Source organism: Coprococcus sp. RTP31081st1_H1_RTP31081_211007 (assembly GCF_040227275.1).
Taxonomy (GTDB): Bacteria; Bacillota; Clostridia; order Lachnospirales; family Lachnospiraceae; genus Coprococcus; species Coprococcus aceti.
Genome location: NZ_JBEHVP010000009.1, coordinates 72,515 through 96,242 on the forward strand (window position 1 = coordinate 72,515; position 23,728 = coordinate 96,242).

26 protein-coding genes are annotated in these 23,728 nt (G+C 43.0%); 23 read left to right on the top strand and 3 right to left on the bottom strand.

The window, feature by feature from the left end; translation table 11 throughout:
- Window positions 1-87: 87 nt before the first annotated feature.
- Window positions 88-705: a TerD family protein gene (locus ABUA31_RS12905; protein WP_055280025.1), complete on the bottom strand. Its 618-nt coding sequence runs from the start codon at window positions 703-705 to the stop codon at window positions 88-90.
- A 17-nt stretch (window positions 706-722) separates the two neighbouring features.
- Window positions 723-2,168: a sodium:proton antiporter gene (locus ABUA31_RS12910; protein WP_055280024.1), complete on the bottom strand. Its 1,446-nt coding sequence runs from the start codon at window positions 2,166-2,168 to the stop codon at window positions 723-725.
- Between the two features lie 214 nt (window positions 2,169-2,382).
- On the opposite strand from ABUA31_RS12910, the gene ABUA31_RS12915 reads away from it, so the two are divergent.
- A complete protein-coding gene (locus ABUA31_RS12915; protein ID WP_349818294.1) occupies window positions 2,383-4,212 on the top strand; it encodes an EAL domain-containing protein in 1,830 nt (609 codons plus the stop codon).
- Window positions 4,213-4,554: 342 nt separating this feature from the next.
- Window positions 4,555-5,145, top strand: a complete 591-nt coding sequence (locus ABUA31_RS12920; RefSeq protein ID WP_015534780.1) for an NADH peroxidase — start codon at window positions 4,555-4,557, stop codon at window positions 5,143-5,145.
- A 127-nt stretch (window positions 5,146-5,272) separates the two neighbouring features.
- Here ABUA31_RS12920 and ABUA31_RS12925 read toward each other — a convergent pair whose 3' ends face one another.
- Complete coding sequence (locus tag ABUA31_RS12925; RefSeq protein WP_022216799.1) at window positions 5,273-6,268, bottom strand: DUF6709 family protein; 996 nt, start codon at window positions 6,266-6,268, stop codon at window positions 5,273-5,275.
- Window positions 6,269-6,429: 161 nt separating this feature from the next.
- Between ABUA31_RS12925 and ABUA31_RS12930 the strand changes: the two genes are divergently transcribed.
- The 21 genes from ABUA31_RS12930 (at window position 6,430) to ABUA31_RS13030 (ending at window position 23,717) form a co-directional block, all read left to right on the top strand.
- Window positions 6,430-6,981 carry a VanZ family protein gene (locus tag ABUA31_RS12930; protein ID WP_349818295.1) on the top strand — a complete coding sequence of 184 codons (552 nt, stop codon included), beginning with the start codon at window positions 6,430-6,432 and terminating at the stop codon, window positions 6,979-6,981.
- Between the two features lie 100 nt (window positions 6,982-7,081).
- Window positions 7,082-7,945 (top strand): chorismate mutase, encoded by an 864-nt coding sequence (locus tag ABUA31_RS12935; protein ID WP_015534778.1) that lies wholly within the window; start codon window positions 7,082-7,084, stop codon window positions 7,943-7,945.
- 30 nt (window positions 7,946-7,975) lie between these two features.
- Window positions 7,976-8,902: an orotidine-5'-phosphate decarboxylase gene (pyrF, locus tag ABUA31_RS12940; protein WP_015534777.1), complete on the top strand. Its 927-nt coding sequence runs from the start codon at window positions 7,976-7,978 to the stop codon at window positions 8,900-8,902.
- Between the two features lie 74 nt (window positions 8,903-8,976).
- Complete coding sequence (locus tag ABUA31_RS12945; RefSeq protein WP_349818296.1) at window positions 8,977-9,741, top strand: dihydroorotate dehydrogenase electron transfer subunit; 765 nt, start codon at window positions 8,977-8,979, stop codon at window positions 9,739-9,741.
- Between the two features lie 11 nt (window positions 9,742-9,752).
- Entirely contained in the window at window positions 9,753-10,655 is a 903-nt protein-coding gene (locus ABUA31_RS12950) for a dihydroorotate dehydrogenase (protein ID WP_172674885.1), read from the top strand.
- A gap of 43 nt (window positions 10,656-10,698) precedes the next feature.
- Window positions 10,699-14,235, top strand: coding sequence for an EAL domain-containing protein (locus tag ABUA31_RS12955; RefSeq protein ID WP_349818297.1), 3,537 nt, complete (start codon window positions 10,699-10,701; stop codon window positions 14,233-14,235).
- 388 nt (window positions 14,236-14,623) lie between these two features.
- A complete protein-coding gene (locus ABUA31_RS12960) occupies window positions 14,624-15,031 on the top strand; it encodes a TnpV protein (RefSeq protein ID WP_349818298.1) in 408 nt (135 codons plus the stop codon).
- Window positions 15,003-16,031 carry a ParM/StbA family protein gene (locus tag ABUA31_RS12965; RefSeq protein WP_015534772.1) on the top strand — a complete coding sequence of 343 codons (1,029 nt, stop codon included), beginning with the start codon at window positions 15,003-15,005 and terminating at the stop codon, window positions 16,029-16,031. Before ABUA31_RS12960 ends, ABUA31_RS12965 begins: the two co-directional genes overlap by 29 nt.
- Before the next feature lie 9 nt (window positions 16,032-16,040).
- On the top strand, window positions 16,041-16,559 hold the full coding sequence (locus ABUA31_RS12970; protein ID WP_015534771.1) for a hypothetical protein: 519 nt from the start codon (window positions 16,041-16,043) through the stop codon (window positions 16,557-16,559).
- A gap of 686 nt (window positions 16,560-17,245) precedes the next feature.
- Complete coding sequence (locus ABUA31_RS12975; RefSeq protein ID WP_015534770.1) at window positions 17,246-17,638, top strand: plasmid mobilization protein; 393 nt, start codon at window positions 17,246-17,248, stop codon at window positions 17,636-17,638.
- Complete coding sequence (locus tag ABUA31_RS12980; RefSeq protein ID WP_349818299.1) at window positions 17,638-19,485, top strand: relaxase/mobilization nuclease domain-containing protein; 1,848 nt, start codon at window positions 17,638-17,640, stop codon at window positions 19,483-19,485. The genes ABUA31_RS12975 and ABUA31_RS12980 overlap by 1 nt, the downstream gene beginning before the upstream one ends.
- Window positions 19,486-19,671: 186 nt before the next feature.
- On the top strand, window positions 19,672-20,343 hold the full coding sequence (locus ABUA31_RS12985) for a hypothetical protein (protein ID WP_055144775.1): 672 nt from the start codon (window positions 19,672-19,674) through the stop codon (window positions 20,341-20,343).
- A gap of 8 nt (window positions 20,344-20,351) precedes the next feature.
- On the top strand, window positions 20,352-20,705 hold the full coding sequence (locus tag ABUA31_RS12990) for a DUF6572 domain-containing protein (protein WP_117874275.1): 354 nt from the start codon (window positions 20,352-20,354) through the stop codon (window positions 20,703-20,705).
- A gap of 10 nt (window positions 20,706-20,715) precedes the next feature.
- A complete protein-coding gene (locus ABUA31_RS12995) occupies window positions 20,716-20,994 on the top strand; it encodes a hypothetical protein (RefSeq protein WP_055144769.1) in 279 nt (92 codons plus the stop codon).
- A 20-nt stretch (window positions 20,995-21,014) separates the two neighbouring features.
- Window positions 21,015-21,542, top strand: coding sequence for a DUF3916 domain-containing protein (locus ABUA31_RS13000; RefSeq protein ID WP_055144767.1), 528 nt, complete (start codon window positions 21,015-21,017; stop codon window positions 21,540-21,542).
- A 36-nt stretch (window positions 21,543-21,578) separates the two neighbouring features.
- Complete coding sequence (locus tag ABUA31_RS13005; RefSeq protein WP_238050221.1) at window positions 21,579-21,911, top strand: hypothetical protein; 333 nt, start codon at window positions 21,579-21,581, stop codon at window positions 21,909-21,911.
- Between the two features lie 8 nt (window positions 21,912-21,919).
- The gene (locus tag ABUA31_RS13010; protein WP_055144761.1) at window positions 21,920-22,366 is read left to right on the top strand and encodes a hypothetical protein; all 447 of its coding nucleotides are present in this window, start codon (window positions 21,920-21,922) and stop codon (window positions 22,364-22,366) included.
- Window positions 22,347-22,676 (top strand): hypothetical protein, encoded by a 330-nt coding sequence (locus ABUA31_RS13015; protein WP_238050222.1) that lies wholly within the window; start codon window positions 22,347-22,349, stop codon window positions 22,674-22,676. The genes ABUA31_RS13010 and ABUA31_RS13015 overlap by 20 nt, the downstream gene beginning before the upstream one ends.
- A gap of 51 nt (window positions 22,677-22,727) precedes the next feature.
- The gene (locus ABUA31_RS13020; protein WP_055144758.1) at window positions 22,728-23,006 is read left to right on the top strand and encodes a hypothetical protein; all 279 of its coding nucleotides are present in this window, start codon (window positions 22,728-22,730) and stop codon (window positions 23,004-23,006) included.
- An 8-nt stretch (window positions 23,007-23,014) separates the two neighbouring features.
- A complete protein-coding gene (locus tag ABUA31_RS13025) occupies window positions 23,015-23,263 on the top strand; it encodes a hypothetical protein (protein WP_133300871.1) in 249 nt (82 codons plus the stop codon).
- Window positions 23,264-23,306: 43 nt separating this feature from the next.
- Window positions 23,307-23,717, top strand: a complete 411-nt coding sequence (locus tag ABUA31_RS13030; RefSeq protein WP_055144752.1) for a hypothetical protein — start codon at window positions 23,307-23,309, stop codon at window positions 23,715-23,717.
- Window positions 23,718-23,728 lie beyond the last annotated feature (11 nt).

Genomic DNA, 23,728 nt, shown 5'->3' on the forward strand with positions numbered 1-23,728 from the left:
TAATATAGAATTATAGATCATAATAAAGAAAGCCCCAGTCTCCGGTGCCAATAAACCGGAGACTGGGGCTTTTCGCCATGTTAAATATTAGTCGTCATCTTCAGGAACATAATGTCTTGATGTGTAATACTCAAATATATCCTCGGACTTGTCGTATGGGAGGAACTGGGATCTCTCTCTTACAACCCACTCGTCTCCGTTGTGGAGAACTTCACCGAATACATAGCAGTTGTTGTGCTTGGCATCCTCACATGCCTTGAATATTGCGTCCTCACGTACATATACCTTTTCGGTATGCTTACATTTGATCAGTGCAAATACGTTGTCCACCTCTGCCAGGCATTGCTTGTGAAGGTTGCCGTTGTAGATGTAGAGGAAGAGGATGATCCTTCCAACGTTCGCACCTCTGTCGAGGTAGATGCGCATCTCCTCGTCGATACCTTCCTTCTGTCCTGTTCTGTCATCGCCCTTCAGGACTACAGAATCGCTTCTGCTGTACTTGTGACCCCAGAATACCAGTTCGGGATCAGAGCCGTCATTGTGCTCAACGATCGCTGCAAGGTTGAGGTCATATGTGTCCTCGGATGTAGCGCTCATGATATTGTCTATGGCAATCTTAATCTTTTTCTTGAGGTCGACCTTCTTGGCATCCCAGCCAATGCCGACCGTAAGTTTATTATCACCTTTTACAACATATTCGTTCATACAAAAACCCCCTTAGATTACAAGAAGAATAATAATGTGTCTATGAAGAATGTTGGTACAAGAATAGAAACTGACCATACGAGGTAGCCTACAAATGAAGGCATCTTGATACCATTTTCTTCGGCTATTGAACGTACCATAAAGTTAGGTGCGTTTCCTATATAAGTGTTGGCTCCCATGAATACGGCACCGCAGGAGATAGCCATCAGCATGACCTGAGGAACTACACCCATAGCAGTGCTTATACCCTCTGTAAATCCACTTGAAGCAGCGGTGGTGAAGAATACAAGGTAGGTAGGTGTATTGTCAAGGAAGCTTGATAAAAGTCCTGTCGTCCAGAAGAACTGTGCCGGATGTGTAAGTCCGAGCTCAGAACCACGTGCCTTGAGGATCAGGAGTGCAGGGATCATAGTGATGAATATACCTATGAACAGTATGGCAACCTCCTGTATAGCATCCCATGTAAAGTTGTTGGCCTTACGGACTTTCTTGCTCGTTGTCTTGAATGAGAGGAAAGCCGCTGCTAGCATGATCACAATCTCGATGATAGCAGCCCATGAGAGTGTTACGCCCTCACAGAAATTGATACCCTTTGCAAATGCAGGGAACTTCATAGGAAGAACTCCGCTGAGTATAACTGCACCTACGATCATTATAAGGAATATAATGTTGTGAGCACCTTTAAGTTTGACTGGCTTTTTCGTATCTGCATCGAATACCGGCTTCTGTCTGCCGTCTGCGATATCCTTCTTGTATGCTCTTGTGTCGAGAAAGAAGAATACAGTCAGCAGGATGATGAGATTGACAACCATGACCTTTGCAAGTCTGAGACTCCAGAAGAAGTCAACACCATTCATGAATCCCATCAGAAGTGGAGGATCACCGACAGGGGTGAGACAGCCACCAATATTTGAAACGAGGAAGATGAAGAATACAATGATCTGAACCTTTCTTCGTCTCCATTTATTTGCCTTTATGATAGGTCTGATCATCAGCATACTTGCACCGGTAGTACCGATCCAGCTTGACAGCAGAGTACCTATCAGTAGAAGCAGAACATTGAGTTTCGGTGTTCCCACCAGGTCGCCTTCAAGAGATATATTGCCTGCCACACAGAACAGGGCAAAAAGCAATACAATGAAGGTGAGATAGTCACCGATCATTACCTCGAGCAATTGTTCGCCCATCGTACCAAAGCCATGGAATATGGCAAATGGAATTAAAAATAAAAGAGACCAGCCTGCAACAGCCCACTGTTTGTGTTTTTCCCACCACTCACCGGCGATAAGGGGCATAACAGCTATGCACAGAAGCATACACACAAATGGTATACACCATGTAAGTGGAAGCGTAGCACCGAGTGTTTCAGTACCGGATTCGCTGTCTGCCGCCAGGGCACTTACCTGTGACAGCCCAAGAACTGAGATGACTGTGCCGAGACCTAGAAATAACCTGTTTTTCATCGTTTTTGCCTCCTATTAATTATAATTGAAAAACCTTATCTATGCTAACAAATATATGGTAAAAATTCAACGAAAAAAATCGAAACTTAACCATTTATTTTCCAGAACAAAAAAATAATAAGTATAGCCCAAATGATGGATCTGTGATAGAATGAAAAAGGTTGAAAAATGCAATACTATGGCCTTAGGGCAGAACAGAGGTAATTGATATATTATGGAACATCAATGGTCAAAGGCATACAAACCAAAGAGAAAACTTTACGTGCTGAGGTCCAGAGAGTCAGAGGGATTTGACGATTTTTGTCAGGAGAATGGCTATGACTGGTACAAGTGCTTTAGCAACATATACAGGCCGCTGGCAAACAGGGCTTTGTTTTATATGCCCGAGAAGATGATGGACGCCGGATATTCGCGTTTGTGTGGAGGAGTGGAGATAGGATACAGTGATATGGAGGTGGTTCCTCAGAACTGTGTGAGCATCACGGTTCCGGGATTCGACGTTGTGGATATAAAGGGATTTGATATATCTCTGATAGAGGATATACCGAGACTCATGACCATGGCGTATTCATATGCCAAGTTGTATATAGAGACGGAGAAGCTGCACATTGTTTCTAACCACAAGCTTCCATATATATGTTACATGGAGAGCGCAGACAGTCTGTGCGTGGAGATTCCGGTATGGTCCAAGAAGACCAAGACGGAGGAGATGCTGACTCTTGACAATATGAGTAAGAGAGATCTCTATGAGATAGCATACAGGGAGCCTGCCACCGGACATTACAACTGGACATGGCTCAAGGAGAAGCTTGAGCAGTGTGAATATATAGGACTGGATCAGTTTATATTTGCCAGATTCGACATAAAGGGCTTCAGGCTCATCAACAACGTTATGGGCCGTGAGGTGGCGAAGGATCTGTTCAGATATATATGTGACGCTATGACCAAGCAGGACTGGATATTGTACTCTGCAAAGTGTGAGAGTGACGATTTTGCCATGATTATAAAGTATATGCCGGAGGATGAGATAATGAACCGGCTATATACATTCTTTGAGGAGATAGGACAGCTTCCGTCGAACAGGAAGTATAAGATATTCTATAGCTGTGGTATCGTATTCTATGATGAATTCGAGAAAATCAACATGTCAATGCGCATTGAGGACATGGCGCAGATGGCACACCTCCAGTGTATCAAGACCAATGTAAATGAGATAAAGATATACACATCGGAGATGAAGAAGGAATACATCATGGCACAGCAGTACAAGCTGGAGCTTCCGGATGCCATAGAGAATGAGGATCTCATGGTATATCTTCAGCCGAAGTACAATCCACAGAACGACACCCTGACCGGTGCTGAGGCTCTGATAAGATGGTTCTACAAGGGCGGAGATATTCTCTCGCCGAAGTATTTCGTGCCGCAGTTTGAGACTGACGGAACTATAGACATCATAGACAGATATGTGCTGAGACAGGTGTGCAAGAAGTTCAAGGAGTGGAAGGAGCTTGGCTACCCGCTCTACCCGATATCCTGTAACCTCTCGAGACACCAGATATCGAGACCGGATCTTATATATATACTGTGTGATATAGTCGATGAATACGGAGTGGATCACTCGCTTATAGACTTTGAGATAACTGAGAGTGCAGATTTCGCTGACGTGCAGTATCTGATAAAGGTGCTCAAGGATCTGAAGGCTGAGGGCTTCAAGATATCCATGGACGATTTTGGAACAGGATACTCCAGTATGGCACTTCTTAAGGATATGCCGCTGGATGTAATCAAGATAGACAAGAGCTTTATTGACGGAATAGCCACCGGCGAGCCGAACAACAAGGACATGCTCATGACACAGGATATCCTTACCATGTCAAGGCATCTGGGAATCAGAAGTCTTGCGGAGGGTGTTGAGACATTTGAGCAGAAGGAATACCTGAGAGAGTGGGGATGCCACTACATTCAGGGTTATTACTACAGCAAGCCTATACCTATCACGGGATATGAATATCTTCTCAAGAAGATAATGCTGGGACAGAGCTAGCCGGATAATGATGCTATATAGCGACATATAGAGAATATACAGAAGAGTATAAGAGGATTGATATATGAATGTATCGATCCTCTTTTTCTATTTATATTGGACCTTAACAGGATGTAATCTCAATAATGTAATGTATATAATTTACAAGTCTTGTATATATAATCAACAACCTACTAAAAAAATAATTAAGAATCATTCCCAATAGGGGTTGACTTTGATCAAAAAATAGGTATAATAAGACATAGTTGATAAATAAACATCAACAAAGAAGACAGAATATATTTTAACAATCAATGATGGATATTGATTAGATTATTTAAAAGAGAAAAGGAGAATTAAGTTATGGCAAAGTTTGTATGTACAGTATGCGGTTATATCTATGAGGGAGAGCAGGCACCAGCAGAGTGTCCTATCTGTCACGCAGGAGCAGATAAGTTCAAGAAGGTAGAGGGAGAGCTCACACTTGCAGCAGAGCATGAGTTTGGCGTATATGCTGAGACAGTTAAGAACAATCCAGAGATAAGCGATGAGGACAAGAAGTATATCTACGAGCAGCTCAAGGCTAACTTCGAGGGAGAGTGCTCAGAGGTTGGAATGTATCTCTGCATGGCTCGTGTAGCACATCGCGAGGGCTATCCTGAGATCGGTCTCTACTGGGAGAAGGCAGCGTACGAGGAGGCTGAGCATGCAGCTAAGTTCGCAGAGATGCTTGGATCAGACCTTGAGCAGAACATGACAGCTTCAACAGAGAAGAATCTTGCATGGAGAGTTGACTGCGAGTTCGGTGCAACAGCAGGAAAGGTAGATCTTGCAAAGTGCGCTAAGAAGAACAATCTGGATGCGATCCATGATACAGTTCATGAGATGGCAAGAGACGAGGCAAGACACGGCAAGGCTCTCAAGGGACTTCTTGACAGATACTTCGGTAAGTAAGAAGAAGGTAAAGATTATTCATAAGGATAGTCAGTCTTACACATAAATCTAAAAAAGGTATATGCGGAAAGCAGTCAGGCTGCGATCCGTATATACCTTTTTTAGATTTATGTGTGCTATTTAATTGTTACTCATCTTTCTTGAGACTGAAGGAAGAGGAAGATGTAGTTGAGCTTGTTGTTGTATAAGGATTAGATGCGTGGGCATCCTGCTCTGAAGCTGCCGGCTGCTGTGAGTAGAACGGATCACTGTAAGACGTCTGCGGTGCCTGTGTCTGTTCTGCAGTGCCGTAGCTGCCACTGTTTGTAGTGCCGTACTGCTGTGTATAGCTGCCACTGTCTGTACTGCCATACTGCTGTGTATAGTTGCCGTTATTTGGGCTGCCTGTGCTGCCCGGAGTGTACACGCCGTTGAAATCGCCTGTACCGTCATAGTAACCTGTGCCTGCTGGCTGTGCAGATGCGCTGATGGTGTTCTTGCTTCTTGTTGCCTTCAGGATCATGATCACTGCTGCCAGTAGGAATACAGCTCCGAGGACAAGCTTGAATATGTAATCTGAAGAGTCAACCATCTCTATATAGTAAGGAAAAGCTTCTGCCTTTGCGGTCGCATAGTCCTCACTTGTAGGAGTGTATCCATAATATTGTGCGTATGCGTCGACATACTTGGTGATGTAGTCGTCAAGGAAGCCCTGCACCTTGTCGCTGTTCTTGCGGATGACTCCTGTTATGTAGACTGGTTCTGCATCGTCAGCAGATGAGATCGCGTCAAATTTGGCGTCATCACTCTTGGAGATCGATATTCCGATCCACTTGGATGTGTCTCTTTTTGAGCCGTCTTCATTCTTGTCGCAGATATCAACGAGATAGTAGTATCCGTCGGTCTTGGTGACCACGTGATTGTACGTTGTAGTCTTCTCAATGTAAGCTCCGTATCCGTAGGTGAGTGTTCCCTCCACATACACTCCCGGTTTAACTTCCGATTCGTCACATGTAGTAACGTTTAGAAGCTTTCCGTGTAAACCGATAAATGTTCGTATACCCAGGAATAAAAGAACTATTCCGAATATACCGAAAACAACTGCTGATACGATGGGATTCCCCTTTTTCCTTGTTCTTGCCATAATGTTACCTCACTTTTTTTATTTGTTATGAATTATACATAACCACTTCAATACCTCACTTTTCTACAGTACAGGTAAAAAACTAATATTTCAAGTAAAAAAGGCAAAATCAAAAAAAATTAGACATTTTTTATGGTATACTCATTCATGGTGGTGATTTTATGGCAAAGAAAACAAAAAAGAATGAGAAAAAGTACATATATATAATTCCGGCAGTGCTGTGGATGATATTCATATTTTACATGTCGTCCAGAACAGGAGATGACTCGTCGGCGGTGAGCAACCCCATGACAGACTTTATAGTGGGTTTGTTCCAGAAGGTAAGAAATGATTCCGCGCCCATGGTTGACAGGATGACGGGAGTGGTGGAGATCATGGTCAGAAAGGGTGCACACATGACGGAATATGGAATCCTTCTGGCTCTGCTGGCCCTGGCGGTCAGAAAGGCCGGCGGAAGGATGACTTCGGCTGGCGTGTATATATGGTCAGTTGTGATAACATTTGTCTATGCGTGCTCCGATGAGATTCATCAGCTCTTTGTCGCTGACAGGGCAGGCAGGGGCACGGATGTGCTTATAGATATGTGCGGCGCATTGGCAGCTCTTCTTATTATATGGGGATCAAAGAGCACAAGGGGAAGGATAATAATGGGCTTTGTGATAGGGATAGTGCTGGTGGCAGCGGTTATGTTCCTTTTCCTGTGGCCTTTTTAGAGCGCATTTAGTATTGGCAGCCTTGAATTAGAGTGGGGCAGATGGTATATTAAAAAAGACTATGAGCATCACATTACCGATGCTGACTGGAGGATGCAGAATGACATTAGCAGATGTTAGAAAGAACATAGACCGGGTCGACAAGGAGATCAAGCAGCTCTTCAAGGAGAGAATGGTTCTTGCGGACAATGTTGCTCAGGTCAAGGCAGAGACCGAGGATGATATATATAAGCCAGACCGCGAGGAGGCCATCATATCCAATCTCACAGGGGATGTGGATGATAACATCAAGATGGAGTACACGGCGCTTATCAAGAGAATCATGGAGATAAGCAGAAAGTACCAGTATGGAAGGACTCTGGAGCTCAGGAACTGCCTAGATGTGGAGTATGATGTGAAGGAGCCTGACATAGATGCGGTGGCGATGATAAAGCCGGAGCTGTACATTTGTCAGGGATGCTCGAGGGACAAGGTCATTGCGGTGGACTCATACGATGAGGTGTATGAGCTCATAAAGACTGGCAAGGTAGACGCCGGAATGGGAATACTTGAGGACATAAGCTACGGAGTTTCGGATGCGCTTCACGAGGTGCTCACCAACAACAAGCTGTATATATACAGATGTAACATTGTAAATGAGAATGGACACAACAAGAAGGTTGTCACATTTGCAGACCACCTCATAGTGGAGGAGAACCACAACAGGCTGAAGGTGATGTTCGTATGTAAGAATAAGAGCGGAAGTCTCAGCAGCATACTGTCCATGATCTCTGATTACGGGGTGAACCTCACAGAGATACACTCGGCGCCAAACAGGCAGGAGCATTGGAATTACAGATTCTATGTGGAGCTGTCTGCCAATTTACTGAAGAAGGATATACAGGCTTTAGTGTTCCAGCTCATGAACGAGACGGAGGAGTTTACGATCCTCGGAAGCTATGCCTGTGACGAGGAACAGTTTTAGAGAAAAAATAATTTTTAAGGAGAAAATATCATGATAGACAAGTTAGTAAAGAATATCCAGAAGACAAATGCACCTATAGTAGTTGGACTTGATCCAATGCTCAACTATGTACCGGAGCATATCCAGAAAGCTGCATTTGCAGAGTATGGCGAGACACTTGAGGGCGCTGGTGAGGCTATATGGCAGTTCAACAAGGGAATAGTTGACGCTACATATGATCTTATACCTGCAGTTAAGCCACAGATAGCCATGTATGAGCAGTTCGGAATCGAGGGACTCAAGGCATTCAAGAAGACAGTTGACTATTGCAAGGAGAAGGGACTTGTCGTTATCGGAGATATAAAAAGAGGCGATATAGGTTCAACATCAACAGCATATGCGGTTGGTCATATCGGAAAGGTACAGGTGGGAAGCAAGACATATGCTGGATTTGATGAGGATTTCATCACAGTAAACCCGTATCTTGGAACAGACGGAATCAAGCCATTTGTGGATGTGTGCAAGGAGGAGAACAAGGGTATATTCGTTCTTGTCAAGACATCCAATCCATCATCAGGTGAGTTCCAGGACAGACTTGTGGATGGACGTCCACTCTATGAGATAGTCGGAGATATGGTTGACAAATGGGGCAGCGATGTTGTAGGTGAATCAGGATATTCAGCGGTTGGAGCTGTTGTCGGTGCCACATACCCTGAGATGGGCAAGGTGCTGAGAAAGGTTATGCCAAAGTCATTTATCCTTGTTCCGGGTTACGGAGCACAGGGGGGTAAGGCTGCAGACCTTGTACACTACTTCAATGAGGACAGACTCGGTGCGATCGTCAACTCATCAAGAGGAATCATAGCTGCTTACAAGCAGGACAAGTATGCACAGTTTGGTGCTGAGAACTATGCAGATGCCTCAAGACAGGCAGTAGTTGACATGATCGAGGATATCAACGGCGCACTTGATGCGTAATTAAGCCGGAATGTGTGCGGCGAGCCGGGCTTGTCCGCCGTACACTGATAATAGAATGATGATGGAGGAAGACTATGGGCAAACTTAAGATGACAGCAAAGGTGGTCAGCCAGGAGACTCTTGCCACTGATGTATACAGTCTGGTGCTTGAAGCTCCAGAGATAGCTTCACAGGCTATAGCAGGACAGTTCGTGTCTGTATATACTCACGATGGCAGCAAGATGCTCCCGAGACCTATCAGCCTCTGCGGAATAGACAGGGAGGCGGGAACACTCCGCCTTGTATACAGAGTGGTTGGATTTGGAACAAAGGAATTTTCACAGCTTGCGGCTGGAGATACGGTCGATATATTGGGGCCTCTCGGCAACGGCTTCATGAAGTCCGACAAGAAGGCGATCCTGATAGGCGGAGGTATAGGAATCCCACCTATGTTACAGCTTGCAAAAGAGCTTGACTGTGAGAAGTCAGTCGTGCTCGGCTACAGGGATGAGATATTCCTGAACGAGGAATTTGAGCCATACGCACAGGTGTATATGTCATCTGAGGATGGACAGCACGGTGTGAAGGGCAACGTAATAGATGCCATAAAGGAATACGGCGTGGACGGTGCTGTCATATATGCATGTGGCCCTACTCCTATGCTTCGGGGAATCAAGGCATACGCCATGGAGAATGGCATCGAGTGCCAGATATCCATGGAGGAGAAGATGGCGTGCGGCGTGGGCGCATGTCTTGCCTGCGTATGCAAGACAAAGGATATAGATGAGCACTCACAGGTGCACAACAGAAGGATCTGTAAGGATGGACCTGTATTCTACGCTGAGGAGGTGGAGCTGTAATGTCAGATAAGATCAATATGTCAGTGGATATAGCGGGTGTGACTCTCAAGAATCCAATAACAGTAGCTTCAGGAACATTTGGCTCAGGCATGGAGTACAGCGAGTTCGTGGATCTTTCACAGCTCGGTGCAGTAACCACCAAGGGCGTGGCAAATGTGCCATGGCCGGGCAATCCGACACCACGTATAGCTGAGACTTATGGCGGCATGATGAATGCCATAGGACTTCAGAATCCTGGAATCGATGTGTTCAAGAAGAGAGATATACCATTCCTCAGGGATTATGATACAAAGATCATCGTAAACGTGTGTGGAAAGTCCAAGGAGGACTATGTTGACTGCGTTGAGAAGCTTGGCGATTGTGATGTGGATCTGCTTGAGATCAACGTGTCATGTCCGAATGTAAAAGAGGGTGGGATAGCATTTGGCCAGCAGCCGGATGCGCTCTACGATATAACAAAGGCAGTCAAGGCAGCGGCAAAGCAGCCTATCATCATGAAGCTGAGTCCGAATGTCACAGACATAACAGAGATGGCCAGAGCTGCAGAGGCTGGTGGTGCTGATGCGGTATCACTCATCAATACACTGACAGGTATGAAGATAGATGTGAACAGAAGAACATTTGCAGTGGCAAATAAGACTGCAGGTGTGTCAGGCCCTGCGATCCATCCGATAGCAGTCAGAATGGTATACCAGGTGGCAAATGCGATAAAGCTTCCTATCATCGGAATGGGCGGTGTGGCTACCACGGAGGATGCCCTTGAGATGATCATGGTCGGTGCAAGTGCGGTGGCAGTTGGAACGGCGAACTTCCACAATCCTTATGCGACAGTGGAGATCATAAAGGGTATTGAGGAGTATATGAAGAAGAATTCCATCAGCGATATCCATGAGCTGATAGGCTGTGTAAAATAGAACGATATAAGTCTTCTGTAAGAGTTTTAAGGGGTGTTGGGTTATGGAAGATAACATAGATATTGAAAAATATGCACAAAAACTCCGCATGGAACTGGATGAGGCACTTGGCAGAAATGAGGAGCTCAGCGAGGAGATATCTGACCATGCAAGGATGCTGGAGAAGGCTCTCGACAATCTGGCAGGCGGCGTGGGTATATTTGAGCTTCACGGGAATAAGCCGGCTGTCAAGTACATGAGCAAAAGCTTTTACAAGCTGTTCAATGTGACCGAGGATCAGATGAGCGGATATGCCAGTGACTACGTGACGCTGGCCATTCCAGAGGATCGGTCTGTGCTTAAGAAGCAGATCCTGGAGACCATAACGAGTAACAAGACCACGGTGCGTGACATCCGCTTTACGGACGTTAATACCGGTGGATATTTCTGGATACAGGTCTGTCTTTCTGTCATGTCCATAAAAAAGGGTATCATCGCACTGTGTGCGGTGTTTATCGATGTGACAAGCAAGATGGAGGTGGAGCTGGAGAACAAGGCGCAGTCTGAGATGCTCAGGCTGATACTTCAGGGAAGCGGAGAATCCATAATCGTGTACGATGTCCCGACGGATACTCTGATAAATGAGAAGGTCGTGGATGGTGAGATGGTCACCACCATGAAATATGAGAATTTCTATAAGGGTATCGACACTAACAGAATAGTCTACGCTGACGACAGAGACGCCGTGACCGGCATGTTCAGAAAGATCCTTGATGCGGATGCGGATAGCTGTGACAGGCTGATGGGTGATCTGCGCCTTGATCTGGATGGCGGAGGCAAATGTGAGTGGTACAGAGTGCTCTTTGTTCCTCTCAGGGACTCCAAGAAAAAGGTTCGCAAGATATTCGGCAAATATTACTCCATAAACGATGAGAAGATAAGAAGTCAGGAGCTTCAGCTCAGGGCGGAGAGGGATTCTCTGACGGGACTTTACAATCATGTCACATTTCAGCACAAGATTACGGATATGCTAGAGTCTTTCCCGGGTGAACTGTGCGCTTTTTATATCATGGATATAGATGACTTTAAGCATATAAATGACGCATTTGGACATTATGCGGGAGATGATCTTCTGTGTGATGTTGCAGTGACGCTGGAGGAGGTTGCGTCGGCAGCCGGAGGATTCTCAGGACGACTGGGCGGCGATGAATTTGCACTGTTTATCCCGATAGTCGACAGAAGAGAGGACGTGTATAAGCTGGCTGAGAATATACAGACCAGACTCACCACGATCAATTGCAGTCTGCCGCATACTATGTCGATGGGAATAAGTATCCACAGGATAGAGGGTGGTATAGATTTTGACCTTCTATACAGTGAGTCGGATCAGGCGTTGTACGCAGCAAAGAGGGGCGGCAAGAACCGTTACTGTGACTATGCCGACTCAGCGGATATGCATTCATGTGATTCGCATCACAGCGGATATACATACAATGATGACGAAGGTCTTATGCTGGATGAGATATCTGATATAGCATATGTTGCTGACATGAAGACCCACGAGATGTATTTCCTCAACAAGGCGGCGAAGAGAAGTCTTGGAATTGCGGAGAACGACGATTCTTACAAGGGTAAAAAGTGCTTTGAGATAACCCAGGGCGGTGATGACCAGTGCCCATTTTGTTCTAATGAGATACTGGTTCCCGGACAGAGTTATGTATGGAATCACTACAACAGCAAGGCAAAGGGACTGTATGTGGTGAAGGATAAGATAGTTGACTGGCACGGAAGAAAGAGCCGGCTTGAGATTGCAGTTGACGTGTCTGACATAGATAAGACAACACAGGTTCTGGCGGACAGCTATGACATAGAGGATGCCCTTGTCAATTTCATGGCGAATATAACTTCAAAGCAGAGCAGTGAGGAGAAATATACCAGTCTGCTCGAGGTGATGGGAACTTTCTACAATTCCAAGAACGCCTGCCTTGTGGAGTATGGACAGGATGGCACAGGGGAGCTTTATTACTGGAAATCATCAGATGAGGAGTCGATAGAGGATGGTCTGAAGGCTCTTGTCACACAGAAAATGAGGGATGAACTGGAGAAGGAAGTCCTCAGGGACGAGGTTCTCATAGTGGACCGTTCCCATCCATTAAGGAATCCTGAAACAGAATTTGCACGGATGCTGAGTGACAGCAGGATATGGTCACTGTATGCGGTCCCGATCATAGTGGACGATGAACTGCTCGGCAGGGTATTTGTGTTCAATCCGGAGAAGCACAATGGAAACATAAGACTCATGAAGAACTTCGCTGCTTTTATCGGAAGTGAGATATATCAGAGACATCTGAAGGAGGACCAGCAGTTTGAGTTCACCCACGATAAGCAGACAAAATGCTTTAACAGGAACAGTTACATAGACTATATAAGAGGCAGAAAGAATCTGAGCAGTATTGGACTTGTGGCTGTGGATATCAATGAGATAAGGGGCATCGCGGAGATGTTCGGTCCGGATTATGCGGACGATGTGATCCTGCAGCTTGTCGGCAGGATAAGGAAGACGTTTCCGGACGAAAGGGTGTTCCGCATGGGTTATGACAGCTTTATCATCATATGCGAGAACATTGAGCAGTTGAAGTTTAACGTATATGCATCAAGACTGCGGGAAAACCTGCTCTACGGTGAGTTCACGGCATGTTGCGGGTATGTCTGGACAGATTATAACATTGACGTCCGCAGGATGGAGGATCATGCGGCAAATCTCCTGTATTCTGAGAAACAGCGTTGGTATGAACAGCAGGACTGTCATTCGGTGAAGTGGAATACGCTGAAAAAGGATATGGTGAAGAAGGAACTTGAGGAAGGACTGTTCTATGTCCTTTATCAGCCGAAGATGCTGTATCCGTCAGGAAAGATATGTGGGGCAGAGGCCCTTGTAAGATATTCCGGAAATGATGACTTAGCGGATGTTATCGACAGGCTTGAGAAGAGCAGGACTGTAAAATATGTGGATTTTTACGTGCTTGAGAATGTGTGCAGAGATCTGGCAAAATGGCATGAAGAGGGAATGCCATACATCCCGGTATCCTGTAACTTTTCCAGAATGTCGCTTATAGAGAGCAATGTGGCCAAGCAGATAGCAGCAGTGGTTGACAGGTACGGAATACCGCATGATGTGGTCGAGATAGAGATAACCGAATCGGTCAGCGAGCAGGAGCATGATACACTGGTGAACATATCAAACAATATACATGAGCTTGGATTCCGCATAGCGATGGACGATTTTGGAACAAAATACTCAAATGTCGCCATGCTTGCCCATATGGGATTTGACATTATCAAGTTCGACAAGAGCATGATAAATGACGTAACTGTCAATCCGGTGGATCGCACGGTTATGTGTCATCTCATAAACATGTGCAATGAACTGGGAATGTTCTGTATAGCTGAGGGTGTGGAGACCGAGGATCAGGCGGATGCGCTCAGCAGCATGGGACTGGCTTGTATACAGGGGTATCTGTGCAGCAGGCCGCTGGAGAAAGAAAAGTATGTGGAGATGTGCAGGGAAAGAGGCATATCACAGCCGTACACCAATAAATAATTGAATCTTTATATGGATTATGGTAGTATGTGTAGGAAAAAGGGCAAAAAAGCCTGAAAACAGGAGGATTCGCAGAGACATGGAACAGTACAAGAAGGAATTTATCGAATTCTTGGCTGTCCTGTTTTGAAGACTCTCCCAAACCTCGAAAAACGCCGTATTTACAAGGCTTACAGCACTTTTACAGAAATCGCAAAAGTATCGTAACTTATCGTAAAAGTGTGTAGTTTATCATAAAAAGTGTGTAGTAAAGTGTGTAGTACAAACGAATAGGAATCATTAGATGAGGATGATAAAAGTATAAGTCCATGTACTTGTAGAAATGCAGGTATGTGGGCTTTTTTTATTATCAAAAATTCAAATGGATTATGGAAGGAGAGTTAAGATTATGAGTAATGAAATTTCATTGTTTGAGAAGCTGGGAGGTACTTATACAGAGGTGGATGGTATTTTGTATCCGAATATCGATATGGATGATACTGATACGAAATCCGATACGGCTTCGGTTGTAGCAGCCGCCGATATCGGAAAATACGGTCATCTGTGGATTTGTTATATGAAGGAAAACCACCCTGACAGGTATCGTCATCATATTAGGCTGGGTCAGCTTCTGATTAGGGCAAAGGAAGTAAATGAGGAGGCTTATGAGATGTTAGATAGGATTGTAGAGAAGTATCTGGTGAAGCATAAGCCAAAGGATGCACATTCCACTATGGAAATGTGGAAAATAAGAGAGCAGGCAAAACAGCTTGCGGAGGAGGTTATTTATGGAGAGATTGTTTACAAGTATCACTAATGCAGGAGCGACTGCAACACAAAACAAAAATATTATGCAGACCGGTTATTATGCCGGAGAAAGAGAGGATTTTATGAGAGAAAATTTATTTATGACTGAAACAACTATGGCACCTGTTAAAATTGCACTGGATCATGGCTGGAGTTCCATTAAGGGCGAGCATACTTTTATGGAGACTTCTATAGTTCCGGTGGATTATGAGCCTCTTACCAAGAACGGACTTTTGGAGTATAAAGGGAAAAAGTATATCGTAGGACAGGGCAGACTTGGAAAGCAGGCAACCAAGACAGAGAATGAGAACTATTTTCTGCTGACCCTTGCAGGGATTGCCAAGGAATTGCAGTATCAGGGTAAGACAGCGGCTTCTCATGTGGAATTATATGCAGGTGTGCCTCTGACCTTGTTTGGTGCGGAGCGTAAGGAGTTTCGTGATTATCTGTGGCATAAGGAGCGTATTTCTTTTACCTTTGAGGGAGTGCATTATTCTTTCTTCATGGATAAGGTAAAGATTTATGCCCAGTGTTATGCAGCTATTGCGAACCGTATGGGAGATATGGACAGACTCAGATGTGTGGACTTGGGCTCCTGGACCTTGGATATATTAAGCGTCCGTGACAGAATCCCTATGGATAAGGATGCCTGTACTTATGAGCTTGGACTGATTACCACCATTGAGCGTATCAAAAAGGAAGCCCTTCCCAAGTTAAAGTGTGAAATGCCGGAGGATGACATTGTTGATGTTATCCGTGGAAAGCAGTCCAATGTAAATGCTGACTTTATCCCTTTTATTGAGAAGGGCTTACAGCAGTATGCAGACGAGGTGGAAGCGAAGCTTCGGGAGATTAAGGTGGATTTAATGCATGAGAATATTGTGTATGTGGGCGGTGGCGCCTGTGTGATGAAGCGTTTTGGCAGAGCGCAGGGCAGAAACATCCAGTATGTAACGGATGTGAAAGCCAATGCCATCGGCTACCGTTATCTTGCAGAAAATCTGGGATAGGAGGCTTTTATGGGAAATGCAATATCTTTTCGGTTGAATCCGAAATGTGAAAGTGACAGAAAAATCCTTGCGTGGCTGGAGGCAAAATCCAGCCAGCCGGGATATCTGAATCAGACAGAGCTTATCAAGCAGGCATTGTTTTCTGCTATGGAAAGTGAGCAAAGGGGCATTCGGGAAAAGGAAACCACAGAATGGATGGAGCAGGCAATCAAAAGCATGGCAGAGGAATTTACCAAGGTGGTGCAGGAGTCCTCACAGAATATGGCTAACAATATGTTTGCCGGAGTTCTGGGAGCAATGGCTCAGCAGATGAATATGGGAGTTGTTCCTATGGCTACGTTGCCGATGTCTGGTGCAGTTCCTAATGGTATGACAGTTGCTGTACCGAATGTAATGCCTTCTGCTGTAGCAGCTAATGTGCCGGAGCCAACGGTTCCCGATAATGAACTTGCCGCAGATACTTCCAATGCTATGGATAGTGCCACAAAAGATATGCTTGGAAGTCTGTTTGATATGGATGATGAGTAAGAAAATGAAAAATCACAGTATGACGGACTGTCTTACAAAAAGGTGCCTTGTATGAGGAAATGACCTTATCTGTAAGACAGTTCTTTTTCTATGGGAAAAGCTGTGATACGAAATTCTTACGAAGCCAGCCAAGCCTTTGGCAAAAAATAAAGTCTGCTTGCAGGCTTTATTTTTATGTCCATAAGGCGAAAAAGCTAGGGCTTGGGGATGTCAAATCCCCAACAAGTTCCTGCCCGTGTATATACAGGGCGGAACTTGCTCTACCTTATGCGACGTATCCGGAGCCCATGCCGACTTAGGTCGGCACGCATCAGCGAAAGAAGGATTTCTTAAGGAAAATGATGCGGAGGCTATAGCAGGATTTCTTATGAGAAATGTGATTAGCAGATTTCTGTAAGACAGGTGTATGACACATTTCCATATATTCGGCGAGCGAATTATAACGAGCCGCAACAGACTGCTAAAGGAAATATCCGTGAGTGCAACGAGCGCATTGGTGAGCGACCTTAGGGGAGCGAGGCTATGCACGGGAGGGGAGATGCAGAATCTGCATCGGGGAAAATCTTCTGACGTATCCGGCAGTTTAATTATTCTATTGGAGTAGCAATTAAAAATTTATATTTTGTAGGTACGAGGGAGCAGGTATTTATTTACCTGCTTTTTTGTGTATCGGAATGGAGGAATTTATGAGAAATACAGATAAAAAGAAAGAGAATATGGTTCTGATGTCCATGCGTATTTCGGCAGAGGATAAGGAAGAGATTGAAGCGAAGGCAAGAAAGACCGGGCTTAGCACCTCGGAATATATCAGACGGTGTGCATTAGGAAGAAAGCTTCCTTGTTATGGTGATACCAGTCTGCTGAAGGAGTATTCCATGCAGCTGGGCAAGATTGGTTCCAACCTGAACCAGATAGCAAAGCACTTAAATGGTGGCGGAGATTTTTACAGCATTTATTATGAACTGAAGGAAGCCATAAGGGAGCTGTTGGATTTGAAATTTAAAATACTTCCTGCATTGGAGGATGTTGCCTGTGGAAAGAAGCGTAGGCGCAAAAGTGGAGAGGATGGTGAAGGTTAATGGCGATTTTGAAGCATATCTCAGTAAAGAACCGATTTTATTCTTCGGCGGTGGAGTATCTTACCTGCCAGTTTGATGAATATACCAACAAGCCTGTGTTGGATGAAAAAGGCAGAATACAAGAGCGTGAGAATTATCTGATTGTAGGTGTGAACTGTGATGTGGACAGCTTTGGTGCAGAATGTATCGAGGTCAATCGTCTGTATGGCAAGAATAATTCCGTAAAGGATGTAAAGGCGCATCACTATATCATCAGCTTTGAGCCAAATGATCCCATTACCATAGAGCAGGCGTTGGAATTTGGCAAGCAATGGCTTTCGGTATTCGCACCGGGGCATCAGGCAGTGGTGGCAGTTCATCCGGATGGTCACAATGGCAGTCAGAATATGCACGTTCACATGGTTATCAATTCTGTCAGAAAGTATGCCGGAAAGCAGAGCAGGTGGCATGAGAAACCCTGTGAATGGAAGCTGGGCTGTAAGCACAAAAGCACCGGGAAGATGATGTTCCATGCAAAAAAGTGGGTAATGGAGAAGTGTATCCGACTGGGTTTAGGACAGGTAGATTTGCTTGCTAAGAAGCACACGGACAACTACTGGGTGGAAAAGAATCTGATGAATCAGAATGCCAAGGACGGTGTTGGTGTCACTTCTAACAGAGAATTGATTCGGGATACCATAGACAAGCTGTTGCCTTTCGTGGATTCCTTTGAGCAAATGGTTGAATGTCTGCAATTTATGTATAACTGGAAGATTCGTGTTACGAATAAAACAGTGACATTTTCCACGTCGGGTATGAAGCAGGGTATTCGAGGAAATAAGCTGGGAGAAGGTTATGGCAAAGCTGACCTTGTAGAAAGAATTGCAAAGGTTGTGGCAGAGCGTAATGCGGAAAAAGAAGCCCGTCGCATTGCTGAGGAAGTAGTAAGGGTAAAAGCAGAGGCACTTGCCAGAGAAGAGGCTGCAAGGAAGGAGAAACAGCTACAGGAGGAGCAGAAGCAGAGAGAGCTTCTTGCGCGGAAAAGAAAACTGGCATTTGACAGAAATCGTATTTGTCAGGATTATTGTAGTGAAGAGCTTGCAAGAGAGGACTGGAATAAAGACTATGTGGATTATCTGCAATCACAGTTTATAAATGTAAATGATGCAGCCGGATTCATGGAAGGGGAGCTTACAGCACCGGTTATGACCAAAGATGAGTTTGAGCGACAGCAGGCAGTAGAACTGTATCATGAAAAAGCTGCCAGAGCAGTAGAACTTTGGGATATGGTGTTAAGCCAGCTTTCCAGTTCTACCCATAAGTGGAAGTGGGAGTATATGGATTATTTGGAAGATATCAAATACCAAGATACAGCAGATGTGACTTTGGAGATGGCAAAGGAAGATATTATGTCTTATGAGGAATTTGCGGAAGTGAAGGACGCAGAGAAAGCAATACAAGAGCAGATTTCTGAGACTGTAGAGGATTCTAAGATCGCAGCTATTCAGACTGCTTCAATAGACGAGCTACTGGCTATTGTAGTATCAGAGGAAGCAGATGTTGAAATTCCTGAGACAGAAGAAAAAGTATCAGAAGATACAGAGGTTTTTCCGGAAACGATTGATTATACTAAGCTGTCTATGGAAGAACGTGCTTCGCTTCTACCTGTGCCTACAGATGATTATACAGCAGAATATAATGCTTACTGTCAGCGTATGGGATATACGAGAGAGAAGATGAATAGTATCCGTTATAAGATGACTGTGTATGATGAATTTATGGCTGAATATCAGTATCGTAAGAAATACTATGGTGTAAGAGATGATTCGAGAAGTATCAGCGTACAGAAGAGTAGAGAAACAAGGTAGTAATTATTAAAACGTAATATTTGCTATATTGTTATGTTGTGGGCGAATTGTTGTAATTTACAGTTCGCCCTTTAATAAAAAATATAGAAAATATAAGTGGAATGAACCTCCTGAACATGGTAAAGTGTAGGTTGTACAAGTAGCGTAGTTGTATGTGTTATAAAGCTATTGATTGGTAGGTAAGATATGTTTGATAATTATGAAAGAAAATTGCATAAGTGTATTGCCAAATTTATAAAAAGAGCGAATAAAGACTATCCGGATTGGAGCGAAAGTCGCGACAATGGGGAATGGGAGATTGACTTAAATGAATTTGACGATATGTGTGATGTTATATTTGATATAATTAAGACCACGTCCTGTGATGAAGCTTCGAAGCAGATGCTTGATGATATTTTATTTGGGATTGCAAGGGATAACGAATGTAGCCGTATTGTAGCAATGTTATTAGATTATCCTGAGTGGTACGAATTATTATGCAAGAAAGTGTTGTCTACTGATTACATAAATGCAAAGTGGCAATTCGCAGAGAGTCTGAAGGATTGTAATGGTAAGGATGAAATAAGGGAGCTGATATTCGATTTTTTGCAGGTTGATAATGAGTATACACAGCGTCTTGCTTTGCAATCCTTAGCTTATATTTACCCGGACAAAGCCGAGGAGTATGCAATAGATTTTTGGTGGAGAGATAAATATAAGGATGATGCTTATGCATCAGAGTACCAAAAGATTGTGGTACTTCATGTGTTGCATATTATTCATTCGGCTGAACTTGAAAAATATTTGGATTTGGCGGATAAAAGTGAATATCGCTATTTGAAAGAAAATGCAGAGGAAATACGGAAAATAATGGAATAGGTGATGATATGGAGTTAGAGAATAACAATAATAAGCTGAACGTTGAAAATACAGATACCATAGATGGCTTGGCGTATGAACAGGAAACTTCAAGTTTGATACTTCTTCTTGCAGATGGAATGGACTGGTCAGATATGAATCGACATTTATTGTTGTTGCAGGAGAAACTCAATAATTATATTTGGTACATAGATTCCAAACAATATGAAGAAAAATATCCTGATGTAAAAAGAATAGAGTTGCGTGTAAGCTTTTTGTTTCAGGAACCGGAGGTATGTCATAAGCTTTTGGAAAGAGCAAAGCAGGTGTTTGTGGATGTGTTTGAAAATGTAGAGATGATTGTGGAGCAGGGACGGCCTTAGGGGGATTGATATGGGAAATTATATTAAGTTACAGCTGGAAAATATACTTACAGAAGGTCAAACCATTGCACCGGAGTATTGCGATAAGAAATATGTCATCTATTATAATCCCAAGGAAACCAGGCAGAAAGTACGCATAAATACAGATTATTATCAAAATGATAATGTAATGATGCTGTGTAAATCTTACGACAGGGGATTGTGTGATGCCATAGAGGAATATGAAAAGCTGAATTTAAAATACATTGAAAGTCAGGCATATGGTTCGTGGATGGATGGCGCCAGATAAGATACAGAAGGGAAAGCAAAATGTCAATATATATGATTCGAAGCAAATCCAGAGGACATCAGAGAAAATTTAAAAGACTGTTAAGATGGATGGATAAAATAGATCCATTTAAAAATGCAAATGATTTGCCCTTCAAAGATACAGAGGATTCATACGAGCATTTTCACGTACCATGCGGACCATGGCTTTCGAAACCTAAAACCTCTGGTAAGATTAAGACTGCATTTTGTAAGAAATGGCTTGAAAAGACCGAGGAAATTATCGGTAACAAGCCGAAGGATTTACCATTTTGTAAGGTAGTAGCAGCTATAACCTATCCGGATGTACGGGAATCCCAGATTATTATTTTCTATGATGAGGAGTATTATAATTCCTTTTGGGACAGGAAAGGACCTTATCAGATATGGACGAGAGTGGATGATAAGCGTTCCTTTGCGAAAGAAAGAGGAATCATGACAAAGTTGCCTGAGATTGGATATATAGAAGAACTCAATGATGAAGACTATTATACGAAATCGAATATATGGTTTTATGGAGAGTGGATATAATATGCAGATTTCAAAAACTGTTGTGAGGTGTGACAGATGAAGGACAATGAATGTAGAATCATTAAAATCGATAAGGATGCATTATATGAATTTATATATGAAAATTTTATAGCAAATCATGAAGAACTGATGGATATGGATGCTGTTGGAAATATGAACACATTTGCTATCAATTGGGAGACTGGAGAATTTATCTTCTGTGCACATAAGGACGAAAATGAACACGGGGATATTGTTCCGTTTCCGAAAGATATTGATGTGAATGAATTGCTAAAGGTGATTCCGGCAACGACAAATTCTATTCTGGAGCCGGGTGAAAATTATAGGGATTATTCCTTTGATGAGTTAAGGGAATTGCAGAAAAAGTAGGTGATTATTTGAGTATTGAAGATTTCAAATATTATTGGAGATTTAGCGATGAAAAATATGCAGTGTTATCTAAACAGGAACTATCTACAATAAGTGTTATATCCAAGGATGAAGTAGAGAAGGAATGGATTCGGATTTGTGAAAAGGAAATATTTCAAGAGAGTGCATACATAAACGATATAGTTCATCATAGCGCTCCAGTATTAATTAAAGATTGCCAGTGGGGAGAGAATGAAGATAAAACCAGAGAAGCTTTTGAAACATTTTTTAGTGAATTAAATGTGGACAAGATATTGATATATTATGACTGTGAAAATGGTTTACAATTGCCAATTAATCTTTTTTGTACAAAGTGGTCGGATTTTTGTTATCCATCTGATTTGGTTTTGATTTTGTTGCCGTCGGTGATGATTGTTTATTATGAGGATATAGTATATGGACCATACAGAATATAATTTGAATACTGTAGATTTTAACTATTTCTTGGCAGAATTGAGAAAAGGCAAAATTATGAATGAAACATCCTTCTATTTTGTTGATGAAATAAGTGAACCAGAACACTATATAGGTTGCCTTCCACAGTACGATAAACCCTACTGGGCTGGATTGTGTGATATTCCTAATGGAACGGAATTTTTAACAGCAGATGAATTAGTGAATGCAACAATTTATAGAGGAAAATCATTAAAAGAAAGATGGGATGATGTACGAATCATCTGCATGGGTGGAATTCCAGTAGATGATTACATGAAGTTGAGTGATTAATGATAGAAGCTTTAAAAGTGCTATAAATAGCCTAAAACGGAGGTAAATACAATGAAGGATACAGCGCCTACAATAGAGGAAATGAGAGAGGTTATACATACATTTGAAATGTTATCATTTAAAGAATTACAGGCACAGGGTATATTTGATGACAAAAGAAAAATGATAATTACAAAGCCTATGACCTATATCCTTATGTCTCATACAGACGACACCAATAAGGAAAAGATCTGGAAGTATTGTAAGAAGATAGCTTCTTTTAGTCATGCACCAATTAAATTAAAGGACTACCAGAGAATGTTACCTTTTTCAGAGGATGTGGAATCGTAGATGTGATTATGAAAGCATTGGAAGAAAATAGGTATCCGTTCTCTGATGGGAAGAATAAAGTGGAGCCGGTGGAAGGATATTATTACGCCATAGCGACTATATCACAATCCACATACCGAAGAGAGGAAATTCTTTCACTACTTCAAGTTATTACGGATTATTTTAAGAGTAATCAGCCGGATAAACTATCGCTGCTAAAAAGGAATATGGATGTGCTTAAGAAGGGCTATCCGGACCTTGGAGAGATTGTGTTTTAAAATTTGAACTGGAGAAAATACGTGGATAAAGGAGAAAATTGTGATGAAAGGTTTTGAAGACGCGTTTACTGATTTACAGGCGGAGTTTGTATCTCTATGTATGGAGTATACAAACGGAAATGTTGATAAAATATATATCTACATTTACCAAGATACATCACAGAAAATGTTTAATGCCATTTTCGTGAAAGGAAACGATGTTATACCCGCGGGGAATTTTGCTGATGATGAAGCTTCTGACGAGTTTTTATCAATTGGAACAAAAGATATTAATAAGCTGGTTGAATTGTGTGATAGTTATCAACAAAAATGTCCCAATGAATATAAGCTGGAATTTGATGTTGCTACGCATAAATTCGATGCATCCTATCGTTATGACAACTATACCAAGAGTGGAATATCACCTGTGTCAGAGCTGATGAGCTGGTATGGAGAAATTAAAAAAATGGTTTAATAGGATTGGTG